The sequence below is a fragment of the Mycolicibacterium agri genome (assembly GCF_002553505.1).
In the GTDB taxonomy this organism is placed as follows: domain Bacteria; phylum Actinomycetota; class Actinomycetes; order Mycobacteriales; family Mycobacteriaceae; genus Mycobacterium; species Mycobacterium agri.
Genome location: NZ_PDCP01000022.1, coordinates 12,379 through 38,157, shown reverse-complemented (window position 1 = coordinate 38,157; position 25,779 = coordinate 12,379). Strand labels below are relative to the sequence as shown.

General features: G+C 67.7%; 25 protein-coding genes and 1 pseudogene. 10 read left to right on the top strand and 16 right to left on the bottom strand.

All coding sequences use genetic code 11. The features are described 5' to 3' along the window. Positions 1–5: 5 nt before the first annotated feature. Positions 6–869, bottom strand: coding sequence for a maleylpyruvate isomerase N-terminal domain-containing protein (locus CQY20_RS14115; RefSeq protein WP_097940716.1), 864 nt, complete (start codon positions 867–869; stop codon positions 6–8). 27 nt (positions 870–896) lie between these two features. Here CQY20_RS14115 and CQY20_RS14110 point away from each other — a divergent pair, with 27 nt between their 5' ends. From CQY20_RS14110 to CQY20_RS14100, 3 genes are read left to right on the top strand one after another with little or no spacing between them, the layout of a single operon-like run. Then, entirely contained in the window at positions 897–1,547 is a 651-nt protein-coding gene (locus tag CQY20_RS14110; protein WP_234816238.1) for a TetR/AcrR family transcriptional regulator, read from the top strand. Positions 1,548–1,576: 29 nt separating this feature from the next. Beyond that, on the top strand, positions 1,577–2,335 hold the full coding sequence (locus tag CQY20_RS14105; protein WP_097940757.1) for a hypothetical protein: 759 nt from the start codon (positions 1,577–1,579) through the stop codon (positions 2,333–2,335). A gap of 30 nt (positions 2,336–2,365) precedes the next feature. After that, a complete protein-coding gene (locus CQY20_RS14100; RefSeq protein ID WP_097940715.1) occupies positions 2,366–3,142 on the top strand; it encodes an SGNH/GDSL hydrolase family protein in 777 nt (258 codons plus the stop codon). Here CQY20_RS14100 and CQY20_RS14095 read toward each other — a convergent pair. From CQY20_RS14095 to CQY20_RS34855, 3 genes are all read right to left on the bottom strand, one after another. After that, entirely contained in the window at positions 3,139–3,513 is a 375-nt protein-coding gene (locus CQY20_RS14095) for a DUF732 domain-containing protein (protein ID WP_234816237.1), read from the bottom strand. The two genes, CQY20_RS14100 and CQY20_RS14095, sit on opposite strands and share 4 nt — an antisense overlap. 41 nt (positions 3,514–3,554) lie before the next feature. Next, complete coding sequence (locus CQY20_RS14090; protein ID WP_097940713.1) at positions 3,555–4,118, bottom strand: hypothetical protein; 564 nt, start codon at positions 4,116–4,118, stop codon at positions 3,555–3,557. Between the two features lie 85 nt (positions 4,119–4,203). Beyond that, positions 4,204–4,380 carry a hypothetical protein gene (locus CQY20_RS34855; protein WP_097940712.1) on the bottom strand — a complete coding sequence of 59 codons (177 nt, stop codon included), beginning with the start codon at positions 4,378–4,380 and terminating at the stop codon, positions 4,204–4,206. An 86-nt stretch (positions 4,381–4,466) separates the two neighbouring features. On the opposite strand from CQY20_RS34855, the gene CQY20_RS14080 reads away from it, so the two are divergent. Next, positions 4,467–4,892, top strand: a complete 426-nt coding sequence (locus tag CQY20_RS14080; RefSeq protein ID WP_097940711.1) for a hypothetical protein — start codon at positions 4,467–4,469, stop codon at positions 4,890–4,892. Positions 4,893–4,908: 16 nt separating this feature from the next. On the opposite strand, the pseudogene CQY20_RS35460 reads toward CQY20_RS14080, so the two are convergent. Continuing rightward, positions 4,909–5,120, bottom strand: a pseudogene (locus CQY20_RS35460) (SRPBCC family protein); the annotation flags it as partial. Between the two features lie 241 nt (positions 5,121–5,361). On the opposite strand from CQY20_RS35460, the gene CQY20_RS14075 reads away from it, so the two are divergent. The 4 genes from CQY20_RS14075 to CQY20_RS14060 are packed head-to-tail and all read left to right on the top strand — an operon-like array spanning position 5,362 to position 9,710. Further along, positions 5,362–7,665 carry a xanthine dehydrogenase family protein molybdopterin-binding subunit gene (locus tag CQY20_RS14075; protein WP_474630421.1) on the top strand — a complete coding sequence of 768 codons (2,304 nt, stop codon included), beginning with the start codon at positions 5,362–5,364 and terminating at the stop codon, positions 7,663–7,665. A 2-nt stretch (positions 7,666–7,667) separates the two neighbouring features. Continuing rightward, entirely contained in the window at positions 7,668–8,348 is a 681-nt protein-coding gene (locus CQY20_RS14070; RefSeq protein WP_097940709.1) for an SRPBCC family protein, read from the top strand. Next, positions 8,345–9,241 carry an FAD binding domain-containing protein gene (locus CQY20_RS14065; RefSeq protein ID WP_097940708.1) on the top strand — a complete coding sequence of 299 codons (897 nt, stop codon included), beginning with the start codon at positions 8,345–8,347 and terminating at the stop codon, positions 9,239–9,241. The genes CQY20_RS14070 and CQY20_RS14065 overlap by 4 nt, the downstream gene beginning before the upstream one ends. Beyond that, positions 9,234–9,710 (top strand): (2Fe-2S)-binding protein, encoded by a 477-nt coding sequence (locus CQY20_RS14060; protein ID WP_097940707.1) that lies wholly within the window; start codon positions 9,234–9,236, stop codon positions 9,708–9,710. Before CQY20_RS14065 ends, CQY20_RS14060 begins: the two co-directional genes overlap by 8 nt. 12 nt (positions 9,711–9,722) lie before the next feature. Here the strand turns inward: CQY20_RS14060 and CQY20_RS14055 are convergent, their stop codons facing one another. Genes CQY20_RS14055 through CQY20_RS14005 form a run of 11 tightly spaced genes read right to left on the bottom strand, consistent with a single transcriptional unit; the run spans position 9,723 to position 23,277 of the window. Next, positions 9,723–11,153: an aldehyde dehydrogenase family protein gene (locus CQY20_RS14055; RefSeq protein WP_097940706.1), complete on the bottom strand. Its 1,431-nt coding sequence runs from the start codon at positions 11,151–11,153 to the stop codon at positions 9,723–9,725. Between the two features lie 27 nt (positions 11,154–11,180). Next, positions 11,181–12,887, bottom strand: coding sequence for a thiamine pyrophosphate-binding protein (locus CQY20_RS14050; RefSeq protein WP_097940705.1), 1,707 nt, complete (start codon positions 12,885–12,887; stop codon positions 11,181–11,183). Positions 12,888–12,899: 12 nt separating this feature from the next. Beyond that, positions 12,900–13,850 carry an acyl-CoA dehydrogenase family protein gene (locus CQY20_RS14045; protein WP_097940704.1) on the bottom strand — a complete coding sequence of 317 codons (951 nt, stop codon included), beginning with the start codon at positions 13,848–13,850 and terminating at the stop codon, positions 12,900–12,902. Next, on the bottom strand, positions 13,850–15,025 hold the full coding sequence (locus CQY20_RS14040; RefSeq protein ID WP_097940703.1) for an acyl-CoA dehydrogenase family protein: 1,176 nt from the start codon (positions 15,023–15,025) through the stop codon (positions 13,850–13,852). The genes CQY20_RS14045 and CQY20_RS14040 overlap by 1 nt, the downstream gene beginning before the upstream one ends. Further along, positions 15,022–15,939: an acyl-CoA dehydrogenase family protein gene (locus CQY20_RS14035; RefSeq protein ID WP_097940702.1), complete on the bottom strand. Its 918-nt coding sequence runs from the start codon at positions 15,937–15,939 to the stop codon at positions 15,022–15,024. Before CQY20_RS14035 ends, CQY20_RS14040 begins: the two co-directional genes overlap by 4 nt. 25 nt (positions 15,940–15,964) lie before the next feature. Further along, entirely contained in the window at positions 15,965–17,113 is a 1,149-nt protein-coding gene (locus CQY20_RS14030) for an acyl-CoA dehydrogenase family protein (RefSeq protein WP_174814628.1), read from the bottom strand. 1 nt (position 17,114) lies between these two features. After that, a complete protein-coding gene (locus tag CQY20_RS14025) occupies positions 17,115–18,275 on the bottom strand; it encodes a CaiB/BaiF CoA transferase family protein (protein WP_097940700.1) in 1,161 nt (386 codons plus the stop codon). Beyond that, positions 18,268–19,200, bottom strand: a complete 933-nt coding sequence (locus CQY20_RS14020) for an SDR family NAD(P)-dependent oxidoreductase (RefSeq protein ID WP_097940699.1) — start codon at positions 19,198–19,200, stop codon at positions 18,268–18,270. The genes CQY20_RS14025 and CQY20_RS14020 overlap by 8 nt, the downstream gene beginning before the upstream one ends. Continuing rightward, complete coding sequence (locus CQY20_RS14015) at positions 19,197–21,047, bottom strand: flavin-containing monooxygenase (RefSeq protein WP_097940698.1); 1,851 nt, start codon at positions 21,045–21,047, stop codon at positions 19,197–19,199. The genes CQY20_RS14020 and CQY20_RS14015 overlap by 4 nt, the downstream gene beginning before the upstream one ends. Further along, positions 21,044–22,432, bottom strand: coding sequence for an aromatic ring-hydroxylating oxygenase subunit alpha (locus tag CQY20_RS14010; RefSeq protein ID WP_097940697.1), 1,389 nt, complete (start codon positions 22,430–22,432; stop codon positions 21,044–21,046). The genes CQY20_RS14015 and CQY20_RS14010 overlap by 4 nt, the downstream gene beginning before the upstream one ends. Continuing rightward, a complete protein-coding gene (locus CQY20_RS14005) occupies positions 22,432–23,277 on the bottom strand; it encodes an SDR family NAD(P)-dependent oxidoreductase (RefSeq protein ID WP_097940696.1) in 846 nt (281 codons plus the stop codon). The genes CQY20_RS14010 and CQY20_RS14005 overlap by 1 nt, the downstream gene beginning before the upstream one ends. 140 nt (positions 23,278–23,417) lie before the next feature. On the opposite strand from CQY20_RS14005, the gene CQY20_RS14000 reads away from it, so the two are divergent. Both CQY20_RS14000 and CQY20_RS13995 read left to right on the top strand, forming a co-directional pair. Further along, positions 23,418–25,028 (top strand): SMP-30/gluconolactonase/LRE family protein, encoded by a 1,611-nt coding sequence (locus CQY20_RS14000; RefSeq protein ID WP_097940695.1) that lies wholly within the window; start codon positions 23,418–23,420, stop codon positions 25,026–25,028. Between the two features lie 13 nt (positions 25,029–25,041). Then, entirely contained in the window at positions 25,042–25,776 is a 735-nt protein-coding gene (locus CQY20_RS13995; RefSeq protein WP_097940694.1) for a GntR family transcriptional regulator, read from the top strand. Positions 25,777–25,779: the final 3 nt, after the last annotated feature.

Genomic DNA, 25,779 nt, shown 5'->3' with positions numbered 1-25,779 from the left:
CCGGGTTATGGGCTCGACATCATCGTCGCGAACTTCATTGCCTTCCACGGTTTCCTGCCGCCGGCCCGCAGTCTGCCGCGCAATATCGGCGACCACTGCGAGATACGGCCGTAGCCGAGGAGCAGGAACGCGACCGGATCGGCCGTGATGACGCAGTCCGACTTCTCGCACGCGGCGGTGACGGTGGTGACGGTCGCGGACCCGTGGTCCACCGCCATCCGATAGGCGTTGCCGCCGCGGATGCGCAGTTCGAAACTCACCCGGGTGAGCGCCGCGGATCGGCGAAGGTACTGCGGCGCGACGGACAACGCCCCGGGAATGACCAGCAGGGCATCGTGCGGGTCGATGTGCCACTTCGCCCCGACCGCCCGCGCGATGTCCAGGCCGTGCACGACCTGTTCGCCCAACAGCAGGCTGGTCATCTCCGGCGGGCTCAACACCAGGCCGTTGGCGACCTGGATCGCCGCGGACTCATCGGCCGCAGCGGCCGCCGCGAGGTAGCCCTCCGCGGCCTCTTCCAGCAGGTCGGCCAGGCGGCGCACATCGCGCTCCGGCACCTCGACCAGCTGGCGAGCGTTGACCGCCGCGCCCATCCGCGACGGCGACTCCGTCGGACTGTTGGGGTGGGTCATATAGCCGGCGGTGTGCCGGGTCAGGCCCTGGGCGTAGTCGCGCAGTTCGCCGACCATATGCGCGGCCGTCTCGGCGGTGGTCCAGATCAGGCCGGGCACCGGCGCCGCGGGCTCGTCGCTGCGGCGCAGCAGGTCGGCGGTTCTGCCTGCGGCGGCGCGCAGGGCTTCGCGGGTGTCCCGGTGCAGGCGGCGGGTGTCGTCGGCGGGACCGGTGAACGGAATAGATGCGGCGGTCATAGAGGAACTATTTCACATATTGTTACTATGTCAATAGGGTGGGCCTGGTTCATTCACATCGGAGAGGTGATGTCGTCGTCGTCTGAGCAGCCCGCATCGCTGCGTTCCGAGCAGGTCGCCCAGACCCGCGCGGCGCTGGTCGCCGCGGGACGCAGGCTGTTCGGTGAGAAGGGCTTCCGCGCGACGTCGGTGGAGGATCTGGCCCGTGAGGCGCGGCTGACCACCGGGGCCCTGTATCACCACTTCCCCACCAAGACAGCCCTTTTCGAGGCGGTGTTCGTGGCCGCGCACAGCGAGTTGATGGTGGCCTCGGCCGAGGCCGCCAAGGGTGCGACCGACGGGCTCGACGAGCTGGCCCGCGGTTTCGATGCGTTCCTCGACGGCGTGCTGCAGCCCGACGTGCAGCGGATCCTGGTGCTCGACGGGCCCGCGGTGCTGGGGCTGGCCCGCTACACCGAGCTCGACGAGCGGTATGCCTACGCCGTGATCGTCGGATCGCTGAAGGCGGCCGCGAAGGCGGGAACGATCCAGATCGATGACCCGGAGACGGCGACCCGGCTGCTGCTCGGCGCACTGACCCGCGGCGCGATGCTCATCGCCAATTCGTCCGATCCGCTGTCGACCCGGCACGCGGTAGCCAAGTCGATGCGGTCGTTGTTGAGCAGCTTCAGCCCGTGAGCCGGTTCGACCCGTTCCGGCCGCTCGACATGTTGGCCTCGTTGTGGTCGACGGCCGCTGTCGCACCGGTCAACACCGGTGCGGCCGCCGCCTACCGCACGTTGTTCGTGACGCTGCGTCGGCTGGTGGTGGGCCGCGAGCTGACCGTGCGGCTCGACGAGGGCGACATCACGCTGACGGTCACCGAGTTCGACTCGCGCCTCGACGTCCGCAACCTGTCCGTCGGCCAACTCAACGACGTGCGGCTCGCCGCGCGTGACATCCGTTGGGAAACCAACACTTTGGATCAAGCCACCGCGGTCCTGCGCAACGTGCACTTCCGGCCGACGGCGCCGCCCGTGCTGGTCGCCGCGCCGGTCGAGCTGTTCCTCGAGCTGCCGGCCGACACCCTCGACGAGGTGCTGCGGTTGGCTACTTCGCGGCTGACCGGTGAAATCGGCCACGACGGCATCGCGCGACTGCGGCTGGCGCGACGGCCCGCGCTGGGGCATCTCGAGGTGGACGCGCAGCTGGACGGGTCGACGCTGTGGCTGAAACCGACCGTGCTGGAAGTGCGTCGTACCCGCATGCGGCTGCCGCAGCGCACCCCGGCATACCCGGTGCATCTGCCCGAACTGCCACATGGCCTACACCTGACCGACATCGACTTCGCGCCGGGCCTGCTGCGGCTGACCGGCACACTGCCGGAGTGGCGGATCACCGTGCCGCGCAGCCGATTGGAGGACGTCATCGCCCAACTCAGCGTGGTGGGCCGGCCGCTGAACCTGACCCGCTTCGCCCGCGGATAGCCCACTGCCCAAGGCATTAGAGTCGCGCACATGTCCAACGGCCGCCACACCCGCTATGTCGCGCTCGGCGACAGCCAGACCGAGGGGCTCTGGGACGGAGACGATTCCGCCGGAGTCGTCGGTTTCGCCGACCGGCTGGCCGCGATGCTCGACGAGCTTCATCCCGGCCTGCAGTACGCCAACCTCGCAGTGCGCGGCAGGCGCGTCCGCGATGTGCTCGCCGACCAACTGCCGTATGCGGTGGCCATGCAGCCCGACCTGATCACCGTCTGCATCGGGATGAACGACATCACCCGACCGGGATTCGGCTTCGACAAGGCGCTGGCCGACCTGGCCGTGCTGTACCGGCGGCTCGCAGAAACCGACGCCACGGTCGTGACGACGACATTCCCCGACATCGCGCGCATCGTGCCCATCGGGCGGGTCTTGCAGTCGCGGATGCTGCGCATGAACGAGGCCATCGTCACCGCGGTCGACCGCCACGGGTTCCGGCTCGTCGACCTCTACAGCGCGCCGTCGATGGTCCAGCCGGACACCTGGAGCGACGATCGGGTGCACGGATCGACCACGGGGCACATCCTGTTCGCCGCCGCGGCCGCAGAGGCGCTCGATCTTCCTGGCAGCAGCCATGATTGGGCGCAGGCGGATCCGTCGGCCACACAGTCGACACCGCTGTCGCGAACGTGGTCGCAACTGCAGTGGACCAAGAACATGCTGACGCCGTGGCTGTGGAATCAGGCGCGCGGCAGGTCGGCAGGCGACGGCAGGCAGCCGAAGCGCCCGCGGTTGGGCGCCGTGGCCGGCTAAATGCCGAGCAGGTTCAGCGGGATCGGCGATTGCCCGCCTGCGATCGAGTCCACCACGCGCGGGCACAGGAACGAGATCGCCAGGCCGGTGAACATGTTCGCCCCGCCCAGCGACATCCCCGTTGAGTCGGCGACCTTGGCCGCGACGTCGGCGGCGTTCTGGCCGGGATCCGACAGCATCGGGCAGACGGACTGGCCGACGGCCACCAGGCTGGCCGGGTCGGTGGTGCCGCCGAGGCCGGCGCCGCTCACCGCGTTCAGGAACGCGTCGGTGGTGGGGTCGGCCTGTGCCGGGGCCGCCAACAGCGACGCCGTTGCGGCAAGGCCGGCGGACACGGCAATCAGGCCGATCGGCCTGGTAAGTCTGCGCACCTGCAGCATCGTAGAGGACCGCGGGGGCGCGAGCGAATCGCCTAGACGCCCGTCCAGGCGGCGTCGAGACGGTCGGCTACGTCGATCACCTTCGCCTTGACCGACTCGGGGCTGTCGATCTCCCCTGCCACGTGCGCGGCGATGAACCGGCGGATCTCGGCGTCGACGCCGGCGACGATGCGCAGCAGTTCGCCGCGCAGCGATTTCGACGTGACGTGGATGGCGATGTCGGACGGCCGGGGCTTCTGCACGTCGAGGATGAGCAGCAGCGGTTCGGCGGCGCGCGCGGTCGCCGACAGCTCGATCTCGCCGTACACCATGAACTTCGGCTTGTCGATCCGCAGATCGATGACCATGTCGATCTCCAGCGGGATGCGGATGGCGAAGGTGATCAGCTCGCCGAGCGAGCGGGTGACGCGGGGCTCCTGAATCCGCACCTTCGCGGTCACCTTGGCGATCTTGCCGGGCCCCTGCCCCATCGGGCCCATCTCGAACTCGTCGCCGGCGATGGCCCCGATGGCGTCGCCGACACGCTTTTCGGTCACGGCAACTTCGAAGAACCTGCGGCCGAAGTCCTCGTAGGAGGTGTACTCGTAGCCATCCATAGCGCTTACAGTCTCACGTCGGCCGTCTGCGTGAGCCGCAGGACGCGGGTAAGAGGGCGACGAGCGCCCGCAAAGCGCGGGTGGCTCAGTTGTTTTCCTGCTCGCTGCGTGCCTCGGCGCCGGTTTGACCGGCGTCGATCGCGTCGTCCGACGAACTCTCGCCGACATAGCTGCCCGAGCCGCTCTTGCCGGGTCGCTCCGTCGCCTGCTTGTCGTCGGACTGGACGTCGTGTTCGCTTTTATCGTCGTCGCCGGGGGCCATGCCGCCACGTTTACCCGGGTCGGTGGACCCCAAACTCTTACCTGGCCAGCCGGTGCCGGTTAGGCTCTGCCCAGAAAGGTGGGGACATGCTTCGCAGAATGGTCATCGCCGCCGCTGCGGCCTGTGCTGCTCTCGGCGGCGCGCCGGCCGCCATGGCCGAGCCGAACGACAACCTGTACTTCGACAAGCCGGGCCGCTACGACACCGATGTGCCCGGGATGAACTACGAGGCGCGCATGTACGCGCCCTGCGACAACTTCCAGCTGTTCACCTTCGGCCGGGGCCGCGGCGGCGAGCCCCTGCAGTGCCATTGGATCCCCAACCAGTGGCCGCCGGTCTACACCGGGTTCTGGCAGCCTTCGCCGGAACTGTTCGGTGTGCAAGAGCCCGGCACGCCGTGCCCGCAGGACCAGGCCGCCGCTCAGGCGCCCGACGGCCGCCCGATGCTGTGCCTCGGCGAGAAGGGCTGGCAGCCCGGCTTCCTCACCGGCAGCGGCTTCTGGCCGGCCTAGCCTCCAGTCCCTGCCTCTAGTCGCTGAAACGCCTGCGGATCGCCGCCAGCATCTCGGCATGCGCGTCGAGTGCCGTGCGGACCGTCATCGACGCCAGCGGCCACGGTGCCGCGATGACCAGTCGCTCGACGACACCTCGCCCTCGGCCGGAACCTCAAGCCGGGCAATATAACTCGTGCGCAGCCGCAGCGGGCCCACCGGGATCCGGTCGATGACCCGGTAGGTCTGCACATCGCTCCACGCGCCTGATCCAGCGGCCCATCCCGATCAATCTAGACGGTTGATCCTGGCGAAAGTCGCTACGAGAATGTCATATGCTCAGAAGCGAGAATCGCGTATCCGGTAGGCTCGCTGAGCGACTGCTCAACAGGCTCTGGCAGCGGCCCGACGACGACGGATTGGAGCGTTCGCCTTGACCTCATCAGCTGCGGCCGTCGCGACCCGGTACGCGGGGGCGCGCTTGCCCCGAGTGGAGGACAATCGCCTGCTCACGGGCCACGGCACGTTCGTCGACGACGTCACCCGCCCAGGCATGCTGCACGCCTGCTTCGTGCGCAGCCCGTTTGCAAGGGCCCGCATCAAACGCATCGACGCCACCGCCGCACTGGCGTTGCCGGGCGTGCAGGCGGTGTTCGTCGCCGCCGACCTCAACCCCGATGTGCGGGAGGCCTGGCACGCCGTCGCAGGCAAGGACGTGCCCGACACGCCGCGCCCACCGCTGGCCGAGGACGAAGCCAAGTTCGTCGGCGACCCCGTCGCGCTGGTCGTCGCCGATTCGCGCTACATCGCCGAGGACGCCGTCGAACTGGTCGATGTCGACTACGAACCGCTGCCCGCCGTCGCCGACTTCACCAAGGCGGTCAACTCGGACGTCGTCGTGCACGAGGCCTACCCCGACAACGTCGCGGGCGGAATGGGCGGGGCGCCGCCCGACGAGGAGACGTTCTCGTCGGCCGCGCACGTCACGTCGGCACACGTGTATCAGCAGATCTACGCGCCGGTGCCGATCGAGACGCGCGGCCTTGTCGCGGAGTGGGAGGCGGCATCGCGCGAGCTGACGATGTGGGCGTCGACGCAGACGCCGCACGAGTTGCGCGCGTTCGCCGCCCGCCTGCTCGGCATCCCGTCCCAGAACGTCCGAGTCATCATGCGCGACACCGGCGGTGGGTTCGGCCAGAAGGTCGTGCCGATGCGCGAGGACATGTGCATCATGCTGGCGGCCCGCAAGGTGCGCGGCGCGTTGAAGTGGATCGAGGACCGCCGCGAGAATCTGATGGCCGCCGGTCAGGCCCGCCATGTCGACGGCGACGTGCGGATGGCGTTCGACGCAGACGGCAACATCCTGGCCGCCGACATCGACTTCATGCAGGACGTCGGCGCGTATCCGACGCCGTACCCGGTGCTGACCACCGCCGCGATCGGCATGTTCTTCCCCGGCCCGTATCGGGTGCCCAAGGCCAGCTTCAACTACAAGACGGTGTTCTCCAACACCGCGGGCCTGGCTGCATATCGCGGGCCGTGGCAGTACGAAACCCTCACGCGCGAAATACTTCTCGACATCGCTGCGCGCGAGATGGGCATGGACCCGGTGGAACTGCGCCGCCGAAACATCCTGCGCGGCGACGAGATGCCCTACTTCAACCCCAACGGCATGCCCTACGAACACGTCGCGCCGGCCGACACGTTCGAGCAGGCAGTCAAGATCCTCGACCACGAGGGTTTCCGCAAGGAGCAGAAGGACGCGCTGGAACAGGGCCGCTACCTCGGCCTCGGCTTCTCGGCCTACATCGAGCCGACGGGCGCCGCCACCGGGCATCTGGCCACCGAAGGCGCGACGATCCGCATGGAGCCGACCGGCAGGATCAACGTCTACGTCAACGGCGGATCGACCGGCAACAGCCTCGAGACGACGGTGGTGCAACTGACCGCCGACGCGCTCGGCGCCAACATCGACGACGTCTCAACGATCCAGGGCGACACCGCCGTCACGCCCTACGGCGCAGGCACGCAGGGCAGCCGAAGCGGGCCGATGACCGCGGGCGCCGTCAACGAGGCGGGCGCGATCCTGCGCAAGCAGATCATCGCCATGGCGGCGCACCTGCTGGAGGCCGACGAGTCCGACATCGAGCTTGCCAACTCGCGCGCCACGGTCCGCACCGATCCCGAGAAGAGCGTCAGCTTCGCCGATCTGGCGTACCGCAGCTACTACGAACCCGGGCAGCTGCCGCCGGGCATGGCGGCCACGCTCGAGGCGACCGCGCGGTTCACCTCGCAGGCAATGATCCACTGGGCCAACGCAACTCACGCCTGCACGTGTGAGGTGGACATCGAGACCGGGCATGTGACGCTGACGCGCTACATCGTCAGCGAGGACGTCGGCCCGATGATCAATCCGAACGTCGTGGAGGGGCAGATCGCCGGCGGAACGGTGCAGGGCATCGGCGGGGCGCTGCTGGAGAACATGGTTTACGACGAGAGCGGCAACCCGCTGTCGTCGACCTTCGTCGACTATCTCCTGCCGACGGCCACCGAGGTGCCCGCGATCGAGTACGGCCATGTCGAGATCCCTGGACCAGGTGTCGGCGGCTACAAGGGCTGCGGCGAGGGCGGCGCGATCGGATCTACGCCCGCGGTGATCAACGCCATCAACGACGCGCTGGCGCCGCTCGGTGTCACGCTGACGCGCCTCCCCGCCAGCCCCGTGGCCATCGTCGACCTCATCGAGAAGGCCAAAGCCGAGCAGGAGTCAGGCGCATCCGGAAAGGACCGCTGAAGGTGGAGTTGAACAACGAATTCCGAGTCGCCGTGCCCGTGGCCACCACCTGGCAGGTGCTCACCGACGTCGAGCGGGTCGCACCGTGTATCCCTGGCGCGCGGCTGCTTTCGGTCGACGGCGACGACTTCACCGGCGCGGTGAAGGTGAAGGTCGGCCCGATCACGGTCGCCTATCAGGGTGAAGCGTCTTTTCAGGAGAAGGACGAGCCCGCCCACCGCGTCGTGATCAAGGCCAGCGGCAAGGAGACCCGCGGCAGCGGCAACGCCGCGGCAATGGTCACCGCGCAACTGAAGGATGAGGGCGACGCCACCCTGGTCTCGCTCAGCACCGACCTGACCATTTCCGGCAAGGCCGCGCAGTTCGGGCGCGGCGTGCTGGCCGACGTATCGACCAACCTGATCGACCAGTTCGCCAAGAACCTGGAAGCCGATCTGCTCGGCGACTCCCCCGCCGCCGCATCGATCAGCGCGGCACCGACGTCGGCAACGGCGGAGGCGGGCGATAGCGTCGATCTGCTGAAAGTCGTTGCGGCGCCGATAGCCAAGCGGTTCGGTCCGGTGCTCGCGGCGGTGGCCGCCGGCGCGGTGGTCGGCTTCCTGATCGGCCGCCGCAAGCGTGCCCACCCGGCCGCCGACCTCGCCGACGAAGTGCAGGCCGCACTCGCGAGGTTGTTGCCGTGAAGGCCGCCCCGTTCGCCTACCACCGCCCCGACACCGTCGCCGAGGCCGTGCAGATGCTCGGCGAGTTCGGTGAGGACGCCAAGATTCTGGCCGGGGGGCAGAGCCTGGTGCCGATGCTGGCGATGCGGTTGACGCACTTCGACAACCTGATCGACATCTCCCGCATCGACGAGTTGAAGGACATCGAACGCTGCGGCGATGAGTTGCGGGTGGCGGCGGGAACGCCGCACGCGCTGGTCGGCATGGACGACGAGGTGGCCGAATCCGTTCCGCTGCTCACCTTGGCGACGCCCTACATCGGGCACTTCCAGATCAGGACCAGGGGCACCCTCGGCGGAGCCATCGCACACGCGGACCCGGCCGCCGAGTACGCGGCCGCGGCGCTGGCGCTGGACGCCACCATCGAGGCGACGTCCGCGCGGGGCCGCCGCGAGATACCTGCCGCCGGCTTTTTCACCGGGCTGTGGGAGACCTCGCTGGCCCCCGACGAGATCCTGACCGCCGTCCGGTTTCCAGTGTGGGGCAGGCGATCCGGGTTCGCGGTCGAGGAATTCGCCCGCAGGCACGGCGATTTCGCGATCGCAGGAGCGACCATCGCGCTCCAACTCGACGACGACGACCGGGTGAGCCGTTGCGGTATCGGCCTTCTCGGGCTCGGGTCGACTCCGCTGCGCGGCGTGGTCGCCGAGAACGCGGTCGTCGGCCAGAACGTCGACGCCGTCACCGCCGCCGAAATCGGCAAGCTGGCCATGGGCGGGCTCACCGACATCCCCGCCGACCTCCAGGGATCGGCGGAGTACCGGTCACGCGTCGGGGCCACGATGGTCGCGCGGGCGTGGACCGCCGCCGTCGCGGCGGTACAGACATCGGAGACGGAGGCGATCCATGCATGAGCTGCCGGTCGAAGTGATCGTGAACGGCCGCACGCACCGGCACGTGGTGGAACCTCGTCTCACCCTCGCCGACTACCTGCGCGAGAAGTGCGGCCTGACCGGAACCCACCTCGGCTGCGAGCACGGCGCATGCGGTGCATGCACGGTGTTGCTCGACGGGCAGGCCGTGCGGGCGTGCCTGCTCTTCGCCGTGCAGGTCGACGGCCAGGAGGTCACCACCGTCGAAGGCATCGCAGGCGAGGACGGCGAACTGTCGCCGGTGCAGTCGGCGCTGCGGGAGTGCCACGGGCTGCAATGCGGTTTCTGCACACCGGGTTTCGTCACCTCGATCACCGCACTGTTGCGCGACAACCCGCAGCCCACCGATGAGGAGATCCGCGAAGGCCTGTCCGGCAACTTCTGCCGGTGCACCGGCTATCAGGGCATCATCAACGCGGTACTCCGCGCCGCCCAGACGACAACGCGGTGACCGCCCCCAGGGTCAGGCGCTTTCGGGGGCGTAGCCCAGCGCGCCTTTGATCTCCAGGTACTCGTTGAAGCCGAACTCGCTCCACTCCCTGCCGTTGCCGCTCTGCTTGTAGCCGCCGAACGGCGCGTTGATGTCGAACGCGTGGTTGATCACCACGTTGCCTGCGCGGATTCGGCGCGCGACCTCGCGGGCCTTGTCTATATCACCCGCCGAGACGTAGCCGGACAGCCCGTAGTCGGTGTCGTTGGCGATCTCGACGGCCTGATCGAGATCGTCGTAGCCGATGATGCACAGCACCGGCCCGAAGATCTCCTGACGCGCGATCGTCATGTCGTTCGTGACGTCGGCGAACACCGTCGGCTTGACGTAGTAGCCGGTATCGAGCCCGTCGGGCCGGCCCAACCCGCCGACGACCAGCCTCGCGCCCTCGTCGATGCCCTTCTGTATCAGGCCTTGCACCTTGTCAAACTGCACCTTGCTGGCCAGCGGGCCGATCGCGGCCTTGTTGTTCGGGTCGCCGACGACGACCTGCGACGCTACCTCGCGGGCGATCGAAACCGCTTCCTCCATACGGGAATTGGGCACCAGCATCCGTGACGGCGAGTTGCAGCTCTGCCCCGTGTTGAGCATCATGACACTGACACCGCTGGTGACACTCTGGGCGAATGCGTCGTCGTCGAGAACGATGTTGGGGCTCTTGCCGCCGAGCTCCTGGGTGACCCGCTTGACGGTCGGGGCGGCGTTCTTGGCGACATCCACCCCGGCCCGTGTCGACCCGGTGAACGACACCATGTCGATGTCGGGGTGGCTGGAGATGGCCGCGCCCACACCGGGACCGTCGCCGTTGACCATGTTGTAGACCCCGGCGGGAACGCCTGCGGCGTCGAGGATCTCAGTGAAGATGTACCCCGAGTACGGCGCCACCTCCGACGGCTTGAGCACCATCGTGCAGCCGGTGGCCAGCGCTGGGAACACCTTGCAGGCGATCTGGTTGATCGGCCAGTTCCACGGCGTGATCAACCCGCACACCCCGATCGGCTCCTTGATCACCAGCGTCGAGCCGTGCTGCTCCTCGAACGGGAAGTTCTTCAACACATCGATGGCCGTGGTGAGGTGCCCGAGCCCCATGTTCACCTGTGGGCCTGCGGCCAGCGACGGCGGCGCGCCCATCTCCTCGTGCACCGCGTCGGCCAGATCGCCCTTGCGCTTGAGGTACTCCGCCTGGATCGCCTGCAACAGATCAAGCCGTTGCTCTCTGCTGGTCTGCGAGTAGCTGGCGAACGCCTTACGCGCCGCCTGCACGGCCTTGTCGACGTCGGTGGCCGTGCCCACCGAGATCTTGCCCGAAGCGGTCTCGGTCGTCGGGTTGTCGACATCAAGCGTCTTGGGCTCGATCGGGTCGACCCACTGGCCGTCGATGTAGAACTTCAGATATTCGCGCATGGCTCCACCCTCTCTCACACAGGCGCCCTACTGGGTGCCTTCTGCATACCAGGTCCGGAATTCGTCGTACTTGGGCATCTCCTCGGAGTTCGCCTTCGGGTCGATGCAGACGTGCACCACCGCGGCCTTGCCGCTGGCGAAACTGCGCTCGATGGCAGGCCCGAGATCGTCCTCCTTCTCCACGTATTCGCCGTGGCAGCCAAACCCTTCGGCGATCTTGTCGAAGCGGACGTCCTTGCTCCAGTGCACACCCGGCTGCGGCGAGGGCTGTTCGAAGGTGCGCTTGTAGACGCCCACCTCGAGTCCCCACTGGTGGTCGACGCCGACCACGCACACCAGCGGCAGGTTCTCCCGCGCGGCGGTCTCGAGTTCGGCGATGTGGAACAGGAACGCCGAATCGCTGGTCAGCAGCATCACCGGCCGCTTGCCCCTGTCGGCGACCGATGCGCCCACCGCGTAGGGCAGCCCGGTGCCGAGGTGGCCGAAGTTCTGGTTCCAGATCACGTCGCGCGGCTTGGCCTGCGAGTAGGTCCAGCCGAAGATGACCGTCGCGCCGCCGTCGCGCACCATGATGCCGTCTTCCGGGAACGCCTTGGTGGCCTCGACGATGAAGCGCGCCGGGTGGATCGGCGTTCTGCCGCTGGGCGCGTTCTCGGCAAGCTGGGCCAGCTCCTCGGCGTCCTTCTTGATCAGCACGTCGAGGTTGGCCGACGGCTGGCGGGGCGTGTCGCGCAGCGCCTCGACTAGCTGGGGCACCACTCCGCGCAGATCGCCGACCAGCGGCACGTCGATCGGCCGGTTCACCCCGATCGCCGTCGGATCCTGTTCCACCAGAACCCATTTGCGGATGTCATTGCGCTGCGCCCAGTGTCGCGTCCTACCGTAGTGCACCGGCTCCCCCAGTTCCGTGCCCAACGCCACGCACAGGTCGGAGTTGACCACCGCCTCGACCGCCGACGGCGAGAACCCGTAGGCAAACGTGCGGTCCTGAAGCCCCGGGATGAACGACGTGCCGCCGGACGTTTGGATCACCGGGCAGGCCATCAGGTCGGCGAGTTCCTTCACCGGCTGCTGCGTGCGCGAGGTGTGAACACCGTGGCCCACCAACAGGATCGGGCTCTCGGCCTCGCGGATCAGCCTGACCGCCTCGGCCACCTCCGGCGCACCGGCGCCCTGGTTCACCAGCCGGTAGCGATGCGGTGGCAACGGGTCCGGCACGTCAAGCTCTTCGAGCAGCACATGCGCCGGATACTCCACATAGCTGGGGCCCGGCGTGCCCGACATCGCCCGGCGGATCGCCTCGTGGATGATCTCGTCGGTCTGATCGGGGTATTCGATCGAGGCGCTGTACTTCACCGAGGGCGCGAAAAGCGGCTCCTGGCGCACGAACTGGATGCGGCCGCGGCGCACCCGGCGCTCGGTGATCCGCGCACGTTGGCCGCCGAGGAAGATCACCGGCGAGTTCTCCACCTTGGCGCACTGGATCGCCCCGGCGATGTTGGCCATGCCGGGCCCGAGCGTGCCGATGCACAGCCCCGGTCCGCCCGTCATGCGCGACACCGCCTCCGCCATAAACCCCGCGCTCAACTCGTGGTGCGGCGCCACCACCGACCAGCCCCGCGCGTCGGCCTCGGCGAACATGTGCACGAAGTTGGGGTCGGGGATGCCGAACAGCGTGTTGACACCCTCGGCCTCGAAGAGGTCGAGAATGCGCTTGTAGACGGGGACACCCATGGGAACTCCTCTTTATAGGTAGCGCTTGGCCAGCTCTTGGCGGTGAGCTGCCGGTGAACCGAACAACGAACGATTGAGCGCGGCGCGTTTGAGATAGACGTGGATGCCGCTTTCCCACGTGTATCCGATGCCGCCGTGCAATTGCATTGCCTTACCGGCGATGTCGACCGCGCTGCTGCAGGCATACGACTTCGCCATGGCGGCCGCGACACCGGCGTCCGGTCGGTCCTCGGCGACAGCTTCGACGGCCGCATCGACGAGTTGGCGCGACACGGAAATCGTGGTCAGCATGTCGGCGCAGGCGTGCTGGACCGCCTGGAACGACCCGATCGGGCGGCCGAACTGATGGCGCACCTTCGCGTAGGCGACGGTCGCCGACAGCATCGCCTCCGACAGACCGAGGCTGTCACACGCGACCGCGACGGCGGCACGCTCACGCAGCCGCCGAACCGCGCGGCCAGAGTCGTCTGCGAACCGGAGCACCTGCGCGCCTTGGTCGAGCGGTGACACCGTCGCGAGCCTGCGGGTCTCGTCCAGGACGGGTTGCGGTGTCACGGCGACGTGGGCGTAGGTGACTCCGTCGTCGCCGACGATCAGCACTGCGTCGGCACCGTCGGCGTCGGGCACGAACTCCCGCGAGTCCACCGCGACGCCCAATCGGGCCGCGCCCGACGCCACGTCGGCCAACAACTGGTCACGGGTTCCGTTGGGCTGCAATGTATTCAAGACACCGACCGCGAGCACCGCGCCGCCGAGATAGCTGGTCGCGCTGGCGGCGCGCCCCATCTCCTCGCAGACAATGCCGACCTCACGGAACGTCGCACCCGCTCCGCCGAACTCCTCGGCGACTTCGAGGCCCACCCAGCCGGCGTCGACGAGCGAGCGCCACTCGACGGCGCGGTCCTTGGCCAACAGGTCGGCGGCCACCGACCGGAGTTCTGCGTGATATTCCGCGAAATCCATCAGGCCACGCTCGGTTCCCGCGGCAACCCCAGTCCGCGTTCGGCGATGATCGTGCGCTGGATCTCACTGGTCCCGCCCGGGATGGTCCACTCCCACGAGCCGATGAAATCCAGCATCCACGAACCGGATTCCCAACCGCTCGACGCGGACTTGACCAGTTGGGTGTGCGCAGGCAGACCGGCGACCTGCGCGCCGAAGTCGGTCATGCGCTGTAACAGTTCGCTGTAATACAGCTTGACGACCGAGGCGTCGGCCGGGCCCGCACGACCGGCCTCGGTGTTCTCCACAAGCTGCCGGCACAGGCTGCGCAGCCCGGTGATCTCGATCTCGAACTGCGCCAGCCGGTCGGCCACCACCGGATCGTCGGTCGGACAGGCCTCCACCAGCCAGCGGAACCCCGCATTGCCGAGTCGCTCGGCCAGTTCGAGCATGGTCATGCCGCGCTCGGCGCCGAGCGTCGCCTGGGCGACCTGCCAGCCGGCGTTCTCCGCGCCGACGAGGTTGGCGGCCGGGATCGTGACGTCGCTGAGGAAGATCTCGCAGAAGTGCGAGTCGCCGACCGCGTTGCGAATCGGTCGCACTTCGACGCCGGGGCTGGTCATGTCCAACAGGAAATACGAAATGCCTTTGCGTTTCGGGGCTTCGGGGTCGGTCCGGGCGAGCAGCAGGCACCAGTCGGCGTGTTCTGCGCCGCTGGCCCACAGCTTCTGGCCGTTGGCGACGTAGCGGTCGCCCACCCGCCGCGCCGTGGTCCGCAGACTGGCCAGATCCGATCCGGCCTCGGGCTCGGAGAACCCCTGCACCCAGATCTCCCCGTCGAGAATGGCCGGCAGGTGCCGCCGCCGCTGCTCGTCGGTTCCTGCGGCCAGCAGCGTCGACGCGGCATGGTGGATGCCGACGAACGCCAGCACCAACCGGGGTGCGTCGTGGGCGGCGAGTTCCTGGTACAGCACGATCTGTTCGGCCACCGAGAGCCCGCCGCCCCATTCCCGCGGCCAATGCGGCACGGCGAAGCCGGCCTCGCGCAGTTCGGCGAACCACTGCTTCTGGAAGCGCACGAATTCCTGGTCGCTGACTCCGGTTTGGGCGGCCCGCCAGTCGACCGGGATGTGTTCGGCACACCACGACCGGACGTGATCGCGGAACCCGTCGAGGTCGGACCGTTCGCCGGTCATGCGTACAACCCCGTAAGACCGGCCCTGCCCGCCCGCCGGGTCAGTTCGTCGCGGGTCGCCGACAAGCCCAGCGGCAGCCGCCGCAGCGGAAGGCTGTAGCGCGACAGCCACGACAGCGTGGTCTCGTCGCAGAAGCCGACGGCGCCGTGCAGCTGGTGGCACACCCGGAACACCACTTCGGCGGCCTCGATCGCCGACACCCGCAGCGCCAGCGCATCGTCGAGGGCTTCAGGCTTGCCGGTCGCCACGCTCCACAGTGCGTACTTGGCCAGGATGTCCAGCCCGGAGCGTTCGACCTCGGCGTCGGTGAGCTGGAACTGCACGCCCTGGAACGACGACAGCGTCTGCCCGAACTGCTTGCGCAGGCTCACATGGGCGACGGTGAGCTCGATGGCGCGGTCGAGCATGCCGAGCAGCGTCCAGCACGGCAGCACCAGCCCCAGCGCGACGTCACCGGCGCCGGCGCGGTCGATTTCGGTGAGCTCGAGCGAGGTGACGAACGCGGGACCGGTGTCGCCGCGCCCGACGATCTGGCTGCGGACACCGTCCAAAGTAACTGCTGTCCAACGCAAGTCGACACCACCGAGCGCAGCGGCGGGCCTGCTCGCCGCCACCACGACCAGGCCTTCGGCGTCAAGGTCAAGCGGTCGGGCCAGCCGTTCGGCGACCGGATACGGCAGTGCCCAGTAGCCCGCGCTGCGGCACAGCGCCGCGGCGGCCTCCAACCCGTCGCTGTCGGTGCGGGCGTCGAGGTCCCACGCTCCCAACTCGCTCAGCACCGAACCGACGAGCGCGTCTCTGGTCTCGGGTTTGGCTTCGGCTTGCTGCACCAACTGGTCTCCGCCGGCCGCCTCGAAGGCCCGAAGCGCCTGACGACCATATTCTTTGGCGCCGTCGCCGAGGTCGAGAATCATTTCGCCGCAGATCCCTTCCCGCGCCTCATGTGCGCGCCAACATGGCTCGTGACAGCAAGATCCGCTGTATTTCGATGCTGCCCGACGACACCGTCGACGCCTGCGAATACCGCCAGTGGTCCTCGACCTCGTCGATGAACCACCGACCGCCGGGGTCGTCCGGCGACACCTCGGCGGCGATGTCGACCAGCACCTCGGCGCTGTCCTGATCCAACTTCGTCACCGCGATCCGGTACGCGGCCGCGTCGCCGGGCTGGATCCGACCGCTGTCCTGCAGCGACACAACGCGATACGCCAGCAGGCGGGCACGGCGACAATGCGTGAGCATCCGCATCCACCGGACCCGCAGTTCGGCGGGTAGATCCTCCCACCGGTCGCCGAGCACCGACGCCGCGGCGGCCAGCAGCCGTTCGCAGCGGGCATACCGGGCGATGCCGACCCGTTCGAACGACATCACGTCCTGCACGATCGACCAGCCCTTGTCGACCTCGCCGAGCACGTCGTCGCGGGTGACCCGCAGATCGTCGAAGAACACCTCGTTGAGGTGATGCGGACCCAGCATGGTGCGCAGCGGGCGGACCTGGATCGCCGGATCGTCCATCGGCACCAGGAAGATCGTCAGGCCTTCTTGTTTTCGCGTTGCGCCTGCCCCAACCTTGTGCGTGCGGGCGAGGAGAAAGCACCACTGCGCCATGGTGGCGTACGACGTCCAGATCTTCTGGCCGCTGACCAGCCAGCCGTCCCCGTCGGGCCGCGCGGTGGTGCGCAGCGACGCGAGATCCGAGCCGGCCTCCGGCTCGGAGAACCCCTGACACCAGATGACCTCGCCCCGCGCGATCGGTGGAAGGTGCTTGCGCTGCTGGGTTTCCGTGCCGTGCCGCATGATGATGGGCCCCACCCAGTTGACACCCATGTACTGGGCCCCGCGGGGCTCGTGATGCGCCCACATCTCCTCGCGCACGACGGTCTGTTCCCAGATCGATGCTCCGCCGCCGCCGAACTCCTCGGGCCAGGCCAGGCACAGCAGGTTGCGCTCGGCCAGCGCGCGGCAGAACCGCTGGGCGGTTTCGAGGTCGGCCGGATCGTCGGTGAACGCCCCCAAAAAGCCTTCTGGTACATGCGTTTTCACCAGGTCACGCAGCTGGCTGCGCAGCTCGGTGGCCTTCGGTCCCATGTCAAAGTCCACAGGCGTCCCTGTCGAGTCCCAGTTCGCGTAGCACTTCATCGGTGTCGGCGCCGAGTTCACGCGTCGGTCCCGCGATCCGGCCCGGCGTGCGTGAGAACCATGTCGGCACACCCGGCATCCGCACCGGCCCGTGCGGTGTGTCCACGGTCTCGAACAAGCCGACCGCGTTGAGGTGGGGATGGTCGAACAACGCGTCGGGCGTGTTCAGCGGCGCCGCGGGGATCTCCAACTCGGCGAACAGTGTGATCCACTCGTCGGTGGTGCGTTCGCTCATGGTCTGGGCCACCAGGCTGTACACGGTGTCGATCTGTCTGGCCCGCAGCTCTAAAGTGGCGAAGCGCTCATCCGCCCACGCGGGTTGCACAGCGGCGATGAACGCGTTCCAATGCTTGTCGTTGTAGATGAGCGCGGCGATGTGGCCGTCCTTGGTGCGGTACGGCTTTCGGTTCGGCGCAACGGTACGCGGATACACCGCGGGCCCCAGCGGCGGGTCGAACATCGCGCCGTTGGCGTGTTCGACGAGCATGAACGACGCCATCGTCTCGAACATGCTGACCTCGACCTCTTGGCCCTCACCGGTGCGCTCCCGGTGGAACAACGCCATCATCGTGGCATAAAGAGCGGTCAGGCCCGCGACCTTGTCGGCCATGATCGTGCCGACGTAGTTCGCTTCTCCGGTGAGCTGTTCCTGCACGGCGGGCAGTCCGCATTCGGCCTGGATGGTGTCGTCGTAGGCGGGCCGGTCCCGACCGGGGCCGCGCCTGCCGTAGCCGTAACAGTTCGTGTAGACGATGGACGGGTTGATCGCCGCAACGTCGTCGTAGCCGAAACCCAGCTTGGTGACCGCCTTCGCCCGCATCGAGTGGATGAACACGTCGGCGGTCTCGATCAGCCTGCGCAGCACGGTCTTTCCCGCATCCGTGCGCAGGTCCAGCACGATCGCCCGCTTGCCTCGGTTGACGTTGATGTAGACGCCGCTCATGCCGGGCGCGGGCCCGACGGAGATGTAGCGGGTGTTGTCACCCGCGGGTGGCTCCACCTTGATCACGTCGGCACCCATGTCGGCCATGATCTGGGTGCAGTACGGGCCCATCACCATCGCGGTGAGGTCGACGACCCGGACCCCGGTCAACGGGCCCGACCTAGGCATGCCGCACTCCCTTCGCGGTCTGTTCGGCCATTGCGAAGCTGTAGCCGATGTGCTGGGCGTGCGCGTCCGGCACGACGGGAAAGATCAGCGGATCGGCGGTGTCGCGGATGGCGTCGAGGTGTTCGCCGACGTCTTCCACCGTCCAGGACGGCCTGTGCACGCCCGGCGATTCGGCGATCACCGCCCTGGCGATCCGGCCGGCGATGGCGATCAGGATTTCGCCGGTGAGCGAACAGGATTCGTGGGCCAGCCACGTCACCGCGGGTGCCACCAGCTCCGGGTCCATCGGCGGGTACGCCGAGGTGTCGAGTCCATCCGCCATCCGCGTCACCGCACCGGGCACGATCACGTTGCACGTCACGCCGTTGGCGGCGCCCTCCAGCGCGGCGACGTTGGACAGGCCGATGATGCCCGCCTTGGCGGCGGCGTAGTTGGCCACGCCGTGGTTGCCGTATAAGCCGCCGATCGACGAGGTCAGCACGATGCGGCCGTAGCCGGCGTCGCACATGGTCGGGAAGGCCTGCCGCACAACGTGAAACGCGCCGCGCAGGTGGACGTCGAGGACGGCGTCGAAGTCGTCGACGCTCATCTCCCGCAGCGGGGCGCGGCGCACGATTCCGGCGTTGTGCACCAGAACGTCGATGCGCCCGTAGCGGTCAAGCGCCGCAGCGACGATGGCCGCTCCGCCCTCGGGTGTGGCAACCGACTCCGTGCACGCCACCGCCTCCCCGCCCGCAGCGGTGATCTCGGCGACCACCTGGTCGGCCGGGCGGGCGTCGGCCCCGTCCCCGGCCAGGCTGGAGCCGGGGTCGTTGACGACGACCTTGGCCCCGCGACCGGCCAGCAGCAGGGCGTAGGCGCGCCCCAGCCCGCGACCGCCGCCGGTGACGACGGCGACGCGGTCATCGAAACGCAGTCCGGTCATTCAGTTTCCAGCATCAGACCGTCGAGATCGCCCTTGCTGCGCCACTCTTTGAGCAGATCGTCGAACACGTAGAAGCCACCCATGAAGTAGTCGCCGAGGAACGAGCGGACGCCTTCGCCGAAGCCGTTGCCCTCGTTGTTGTAGTAGCCCGGCGTGCACGACAGGTCGAACGCCGAGGTGTCGATCGCCTGCTCGCGGATGGTGTTCACCCAGGCGTCCTGGGCCTGCTGGCTGGGCTCGACGACGGTGGCGTTGCGCTTGATGGCCTCGGCGACGATGTAGGCGATGTGCTCGGCCTGCTGCTCGAACATCGCCGTGGTGTTGGCAGACACGCCGCCCTGAATGAATCCCGTGTGGAACTGGTTCGGGAACCCGCGGGTCGTCATGCCGTGCAGGGTTTTGTAGCCGTTGCGCCAGTGGTCGAACAGCGACAAACCGTCGCGGCCTTCGATGGTGTCGATGGCGTAGCGTCGGCTGATCTCGGTGGAGATCTCGAAGCCGCTGGCGAAGATCACGCAGTCGACCTCGTATTCGACGTCGTTGGCGACGATGCCGTTCTCGGTGAGCCGCTGCACGCCCTTGCATTCGGACACGTCGACGAGTGTGACGTTGGGCCGGTTGAAGGTCGGCAGGTATTCGTCGCTGCTGCACGGCCGCTTGCACATGAACCGGTAGTAAGGCTTGAGCGCCTCGGCGGTTTCCGGGTCCTCGACGAGGGCTTCCACGCGGCGACGCAGCCGCTCCATGACCTTGAAATCCTCTTCCTCGCGGATCGCCATCACCTCTTCGAGGGTCAGCGACGCCGGGTCGGGGCTGGCCGCGATCCGCGCGGTCGTGTTGCGGCCCAACTCGGTCCAGAAGTCACACACCTGGTCGGCGGCGTCGAACACCACACCTTCGAACGGGGACCAGCGGTGGAAGTTGCGCTTGCGTTCCTCCTGCCAGCCCGGCTTCAGCGACGCCACCCACTGCGGGTCGGTCGGCGCATTGCCGCGCATGTCGACCGACGACGGGGTCCGTTGAAACACATAGAGATGCTTGGAGTCTCGACCCAGGTGCGGAACGAGTTGCACGCCGGTGGCGCCGGTGCCGACCAGCGCGACTCGTTTGTCGGCCAGCTTGTGCAGGTTGCCGTTGGAGTCGCCGCCGGTGTACTCGTAATCCCAGCGCGCGGAGTGGAAGACGTGGCCCTTGAATTCCTTGATGCCGGGGATACCGGGGAGCTTCGGCCGGTTGTAGGAGCCTTGCGTCATGACGACGAAGCGCGCGCGGATGTCGTCGCCGCGGTTGGTCTCCAGATGCCAGCGGTTGATCGTGTCGTCCCAGCGGACCGTGCGCACCTGCGTGGAGAAGATCGCGCCGTCGTAGAGCCCGAAGTGCTTTCCGATGTTGCGGCAGTGTTCGAAGATCTCGGCGCCGTCGGCGTACTTCTTGCTCGGCATGAAGTCGAGTTCTTCGAGCATGGGGATGTAGCAGTAGGCGTCGTTGTCGCACTGGATTCCAGGGAACCGGTTCCAGTACCACACGCCGCCGAAGTCGCCGCCCATCTCGATGATGTGCACATCGTCGACGCCCGCCTTCTTCAGGTAGGCACCGGCCAGCAGCCCGGAGATACCCCCGCCGAGGACGGCGACGTCGATGTCCTCTTTGATGGGCGTGCGCGGGGTCACCGGCGTGTAGGGGTCGACTTCGGCGAACTCGGCGAATTCCCCGGTCAATTCTAGGTATTGCGTAGCGCCTTCTGGCCGGAGCCGCTTCTCGCGTTCCTGGCGGTACTTCTCGCGCAGGGCCTCGATGTCGATGTCGGTCGGGGTTTCGGTGGGTCCACAGGTGTCGAAGAGCGTCATCGAATCTCCTTTGGTTCTCCGGTGCCCATGTACTTCGACAGCTGGTGGTGCAGGTTGACGGTGCTGCGCTCGCGGTAGGGGTTGGGCATGGTTCCCGGGAAGCCGAGCGACTTCATTCCCTGCTGGACGGCGGCCATATTGGAGAAGTCCTGCGGCAGCACCGAAAGCCACCGCGGGTCTCCGACCGGTGTGTACTGCCATTCGGTCTGCGGCTCTTGACCTTTCGGGAACAGCTCGAAGACCGACACCTCGAAGATGCACTTGTTCGGGTCGTAGCTGGGGTGCGGTCGGGCGCTGTAGCACAGAGCGCTGGTCAGTCCCTGGCCGATCTGGAAGTTCGGGAAGATCTGCCACGCCGTTCCGCTCTGGCCGAGGATGTCGGGCGGGATCGTCGGCCAGATCACGCCGCGTGCCTCGTCGTCGCGGCGCGCGGAGGCCAGCCAGTGTTCGAGCACCTTGTCGGCCGGTGTCCCCTCCGGCAGTTCGTCGACCAACCGCTTCGCGGCGTTGACCAACGTCTCGGTGGTGGTCGCGTTGGTCTCCTCCATCGTGTACACCTGCATCTCTGCGGTGGAGATGCGCGGGTCGCCGGTGCCGAGCCGGATCTTGGACTTGGTCTCCTCCAAGTCATCCGGCGCGTCGTAGCCGATGTTGCTGTGCTTGCCCTGCGCCTTGGCCCAGCCCTTGAACTCACCGAATCGGTTGAACTCGGGGTGGGTGGTGAAGACGTGGTAGGTCTCGTTGAAGGCCTCCATCGCAACTTTCCAGTTGCAGTCGAAGTACAGCCATTTGCGCCACTTGTAGCGCATGTTCTCCAGCCCGAACGGCTCGAGGATCTTGTTGGCCGGAAACAGATAGTCCGCCAACGGTTCACAGTCGGTGTCCATGTTGATGAACAGCCAGCCGCCCCACGTGTCGACCTGCACCGGCGCGAGGTGGGTGTTCTGCGGCGTCAGCGCGCCCTTCCAGTCGTCCTGCTCGCGGATGTGGGTGCACGTGCCGTCGAGGGCGTAGGTCCAGCCGTGGAATCCGCAGACGAAGGACTTGCGGGCCCGACCGCACGCGTTCTTGGCGCCGTCCGGGGTGTCGACGAGTCGCCTGCCGCGGTGCATGCACACGTTGTGATGCGCGGCGAAATTGTCGCCGCCGAAGCCGGTTCCGGTGCGGACCACGATGATCGAGTCGTCGAGGATGTCGTAGGTCAGGTAGCTGCCGACGTCGGGCAGCTCTTCGACGCGGCCGACCTGCTGCCACACCTTGCGCCACAGCTTGTCCCGTTCGGCGCGCGCGTAGTCCTCCGAGATGTAAGCCTCGACGCCGATCGTCATCGGTTCGGAGAGCTCTTCTGCCGCAGTGGAATTTATCGGAGTGTCGGTATCGGTCATCACATCTCCTTGATTGCCGCGCGGAAGGATTCGTCGGCGAGGAACAGCGAGGTGTTGTCTGCGCCGAGATGCGTCCACTTGAGGTTCAGGCCGCCGTCGACCAACAGTGTCTGGCCGGTGATGTAGCTCGACAGATCGGACAGCAGAAACAGGATGGCGCCCGCCTGCTCCTCCGGGGTCCCGCGTCGTCCCATCGCGATGGCCTTGCGGTCGCGTTCGGGGTCCGCCGCGGTGTAGGTGAGCGACGCCGCAGTGGCGGTGACGCCGGGGGCGACCGCGTTGACCCGAATGTTGTCGTGCGCCAACTCGACCGCCATCGTCCGGGTCATCGCCACGACCGCGGCCTTGGCGGTGCCGTACGCGATATGGAACGGGGCGGTGTTCATGCCGCTGATCGACGAGATCGACACGATCGAACCGGGATTGCCGTGACGTCTGATCTCGCCCGCCACGGCCTGGCTCATGAAGAACGCGGTTTCCAGGTTCGCGGTGAACAGTGCGCGCCAGTCGTTGCGGGTCACCCGCGTCGACGGCATCCAGGTGGCTGGTTCGGCGCCGCCCGCCACGTTGACCAGACCGTAGAGCTCGCCGTCGGTGTCGCGCACCCGATCCATCACGGTGGCGATGCCCTCTTCGGTGGATGCGTCGGCGGCCACCGGAATCACCGACAGGCCGCGTGCGCCGAGCGGCGCCACGTGTTCGTCGAGGTTCTCCTTGCGGCGGCTCACGGCGACGACGGTCGCGCCCGCCTCGGCGACCATCCGGGTCACCGTCGTGCCGATGCCGCCACCTCCTGCGCCGGAGACCACCACGACGCGGCCGTCGAGTTTCAGGAGATCACGCATCTAGTATTTGTCCGGACAACGAATGGTGCTCTGCATATTGCAGAACACTATTCCGCAGGAATTATGCGATCGTCAAGGGTCGCTAAGGGCCATATCACAGCTATTGTCTGGACTATTCGGACTTGATAAGTTCCGAGGCCATGAGCACGTCGCGCACCGACGCCCGCCACCCCGCAACCGACCCCGACACCGCCGAGGGCTGGCGGCTGGAACGGCTCACCGCACCCAGCCGGTTGTTCGGCGCGAACGGGCTGCGCGCCGGCCCCGACGGCAGGATCTACATCGCCCAGGTGACGGGCAGCCAGATCAGCGCGCTCGACCTCGGCTCGGGCGCACTCGAGACGATCAGCCCCAAGGGTGGCGACATCGTGGCTCCCGACGACGTCGCATTCGCCCCCGACGGCACCATCTACGCGACGGAGGTGATGGACGGCCGGGTCAGCGCGCTCGGCGCCGACGGCCGTGCCCGCGTGCTGCGCGACGACCTGCCGTGCGCGAACGGCATCACCGTGCACGGCGGACGGCTCTTCATCAACGAGTGCCGCGACGGGGGCCGGCTGATGGAACTTGACCGCGACACCGGCGCACAGCGGATCTTGGCGTCCGACCTGCCCTCCCCCAATGCCATGGAGGTGGGGCCCGACGGAATGCTCTACTACCCGCTGATGACCGCCAACGAGATATGGCGGATCGACCCAAACGCGACGGAACCCGTTGAACCGCAACGAGTTGCCGCCGAGCTAGGGGTGCCCGACGCGGTGAAGTTCGACGCCGACGGCTTCATCGTCTCGACTCAGGTGGCAACCGGACAGGTGTTGCGCATCGATCCGCGCAGCGGCGAGAAGACGGTGCTCGCCCAGCTCAACCCCGGCCTGGACAACCTCGCAATCGCCAACGGCCGCATCTTCGTCTCCAACTTCACCGGCGAGATCACCGAGATCGCCGGCGCCGGAACCGCGAAGACGGTGCTGCCTAAAGGCCTGAACTGGCCGCTCGACCTGGCCGTCGGCGCGGACGGTCAGCTGTATGTCGCCGACGGCACCTATTTCTACACGGTGCAACCGGACGGCTCCCTGCGCACCGTCGGCATGCTGTTCTCACCCGGCTTCCCAGGGTTCCTCCGCGGGCTCGCCGTGGCGGGTGCAGACGAATTCGTCGTGACGACGTCGGGTGGACAGGTGGCCCGCTACCGACCCGCAGCGAACGAAACCGACTATCTGGCAGCAGATTTCGATCAGCTCTACGGCGTGGCGATCGGCCCGGACGGGGTGATCGTGTTCGCCGAACTGGGCACCGGCCGCGTGCATGCGCTGCGGTCAGGCACGGTGGAGACCGTTGCCACCGGGCTGCACGCCCCGGTCGGCGTCGCCTTCGACGACGACTGCCAGGTGCTCGTCGCGGAGTCCGGCGCAGGCCGCGTCGTGCGGTTGAGCGCCTCAGGCACCGATGTGGTGGTCGACGGCCTGCAGGCACCGCAGGGAATCCTGGTCCGCGACGGGCACCTCTACATCGTCGACGCCGGTGCCAAGGAGGTGGTGTCGGTCGACCTGAGCAGCAAGGCACGCACCACGATCGCAGCGGGATTGCCCGTCGGACCGCCGCCCGGCGTCGAGCCCAAGCCGCTCAAGGGCATGCCGCCGTTCTCCGGTCCGCAGGGCCCCTTCGCCGGAATCGCGGCCGGCCCCGACGGGTGTCTGTACCTGTCGGCCGACGGCGACGGCAGCGTTCTGGCGTTGCGGCGCAGCGTTTGATGGGGTGGCCCCGATGACCGAGACGTCCTCAGCCGAGCACCGCTACATCCAAGTGGCGCGGGCGCTGCGCAAAGACATCATCGACGGCGTCTACCCGGTGGGCTCGCAGCTGCCCACCGAACACGAGCTGTGCGAACGCTTTTCGGTGAGCCGCTACACCGTGCGCGAAGCGCTGCGCCGGCTGCGCGAGGACAACCTGGTGTCGTCGCGACCGCGCACGGGCACCCTCGTCGTGCCGCGATCGACGTCGGATGCCTACGACGTCATGTCGATCAATGATCTGGTGGCGTTCGCGACCGAGGCGCGGCTGGCGATCGAGTCGATGAACATGGTCACCCTCGATGCCGAGACCGCCGCCAAAACCGGGCTGGGCGAGGGTGAGGAGTGGTTGGCCGTGCGCGGTTTTCGGCGGTCCGAGGGCGCCGATCACCCGGTGTGTCGCACCGAGTACTACATCAACCGCGCGTTCGCCGCGGTCGGCAGGCTGCTGCAACGCCATACCGGTCCGATCTTCCCGTTGCTCGAGGACCTGTTCGGCGTGCGGATCGTCGAGGTGCACCAGGAGATCGCGGCGGTGCTGGTCGAGCCGGCGCTCGCCGACGCGCTGCGGGTCGACCCGGCATCGCCTGCGCTGGAGGTGCAGCGCACCTACCGAACGTCGGACGGCGAGGTCGCGCAGGTGACGGTCAACACCCATCCGGGGTCGCGGTTTCGCCACTCGATGACCATGCGGCGGGTCAGGGGTTAGCGC

What these genes read in the sequence shown, in the direction of transcription:
- CQY20_RS14115 (WP_097940716.1), bottom strand. Translation starts at nt 869, where the DNA reads ATGACCGCCGCATCTATTCCGTTCACCGGTCCCGCCGACGACACCCGC.
- CQY20_RS14110 (WP_234816238.1), top strand. Translation starts at nt 897, where the DNA reads ATGTCAATAGGGTGGGCCTGGTTCATTCACATCGGAGAGGTGATGTCG.
- CQY20_RS14105 (WP_097940757.1), top strand. Translation starts at nt 1,577, where the DNA reads ATGTTGGCCTCGTTGTGGTCGACGGCCGCTGTCGCACCGGTCAACACC.
- CQY20_RS14100 (WP_097940715.1), top strand. Translation starts at nt 2,366, where the DNA reads ATGTCCAACGGCCGCCACACCCGCTATGTCGCGCTCGGCGACAGCCAG.
- CQY20_RS14090 (WP_097940713.1), bottom strand. Translation starts at nt 4,118, where the DNA reads ATGGATGGCTACGAGTACACCTCCTACGAGGACTTCGGCCGCAGGTTC.
- CQY20_RS34855 (WP_097940712.1), bottom strand. Translation starts at nt 4,380, where the DNA reads ATGGCCCCCGGCGACGACGATAAAAGCGAACACGACGTCCAGTCCGAC.
- CQY20_RS14080 (WP_097940711.1), top strand. Translation starts at nt 4,467, where the DNA reads ATGCTTCGCAGAATGGTCATCGCCGCCGCTGCGGCCTGTGCTGCTCTC.
- CQY20_RS14060 (WP_097940707.1), top strand. Translation starts at nt 9,234, where the DNA reads ATGCATGAGCTGCCGGTCGAAGTGATCGTGAACGGCCGCACGCACCGG.
- CQY20_RS14055 (WP_097940706.1), bottom strand. Translation starts at nt 11,153, where the DNA reads ATGCGCGAATATCTGAAGTTCTACATCGACGGCCAGTGGGTCGACCCG.
- CQY20_RS14050 (WP_097940705.1), bottom strand. Translation starts at nt 12,887, where the DNA reads ATGGGTGTCCCCGTCTACAAGCGCATTCTCGACCTCTTCGAGGCCGAG.
- CQY20_RS14045 (WP_097940704.1), bottom strand. Translation starts at nt 13,850, where the DNA reads ATGGATTTCGCGGAATATCACGCAGAACTCCGGTCGGTGGCCGCCGAC.
- CQY20_RS14040 (WP_097940703.1), bottom strand. Translation starts at nt 15,025, where the DNA reads ATGACCGGCGAACGGTCCGACCTCGACGGGTTCCGCGATCACGTCCGG.
- CQY20_RS14035 (WP_097940702.1), bottom strand. Translation starts at nt 15,939, where the DNA reads ATGATTCTCGACCTCGGCGACGGCGCCAAAGAATATGGTCGTCAGGCG.
- CQY20_RS14030 (WP_174814628.1), bottom strand. Translation starts at nt 17,113, where the DNA reads ATGGGACCGAAGGCCACCGAGCTGCGCAGCCAGCTGCGTGACCTGGTG.
- CQY20_RS14025 (WP_097940700.1), bottom strand. Translation starts at nt 18,275, where the DNA reads ATGCCTAGGTCGGGCCCGTTGACCGGGGTCCGGGTCGTCGACCTCACC.
- CQY20_RS14020 (WP_097940699.1), bottom strand. Translation starts at nt 19,200, where the DNA reads ATGACCGGACTGCGTTTCGATGACCGCGTCGCCGTCGTCACCGGCGGC.
- CQY20_RS14015 (WP_097940698.1), bottom strand. Translation starts at nt 21,047, where the DNA reads ATGACGCTCTTCGACACCTGTGGACCCACCGAAACCCCGACCGACATC.
- CQY20_RS14010 (WP_097940697.1), bottom strand. Translation starts at nt 22,432, where the DNA reads ATGACCGATACCGACACTCCGATAAATTCCACTGCGGCAGAAGAGCTC.
- CQY20_RS14005 (WP_097940696.1), bottom strand. Translation starts at nt 23,277, where the DNA reads ATGCGTGATCTCCTGAAACTCGACGGCCGCGTCGTGGTGGTCTCCGGC.
- CQY20_RS14000 (WP_097940695.1), top strand. Translation starts at nt 23,418, where the DNA reads ATGAGCACGTCGCGCACCGACGCCCGCCACCCCGCAACCGACCCCGAC.
- CQY20_RS13995 (WP_097940694.1), top strand. Translation starts at nt 25,042, where the DNA reads ATGACCGAGACGTCCTCAGCCGAGCACCGCTACATCCAAGTGGCGCGG.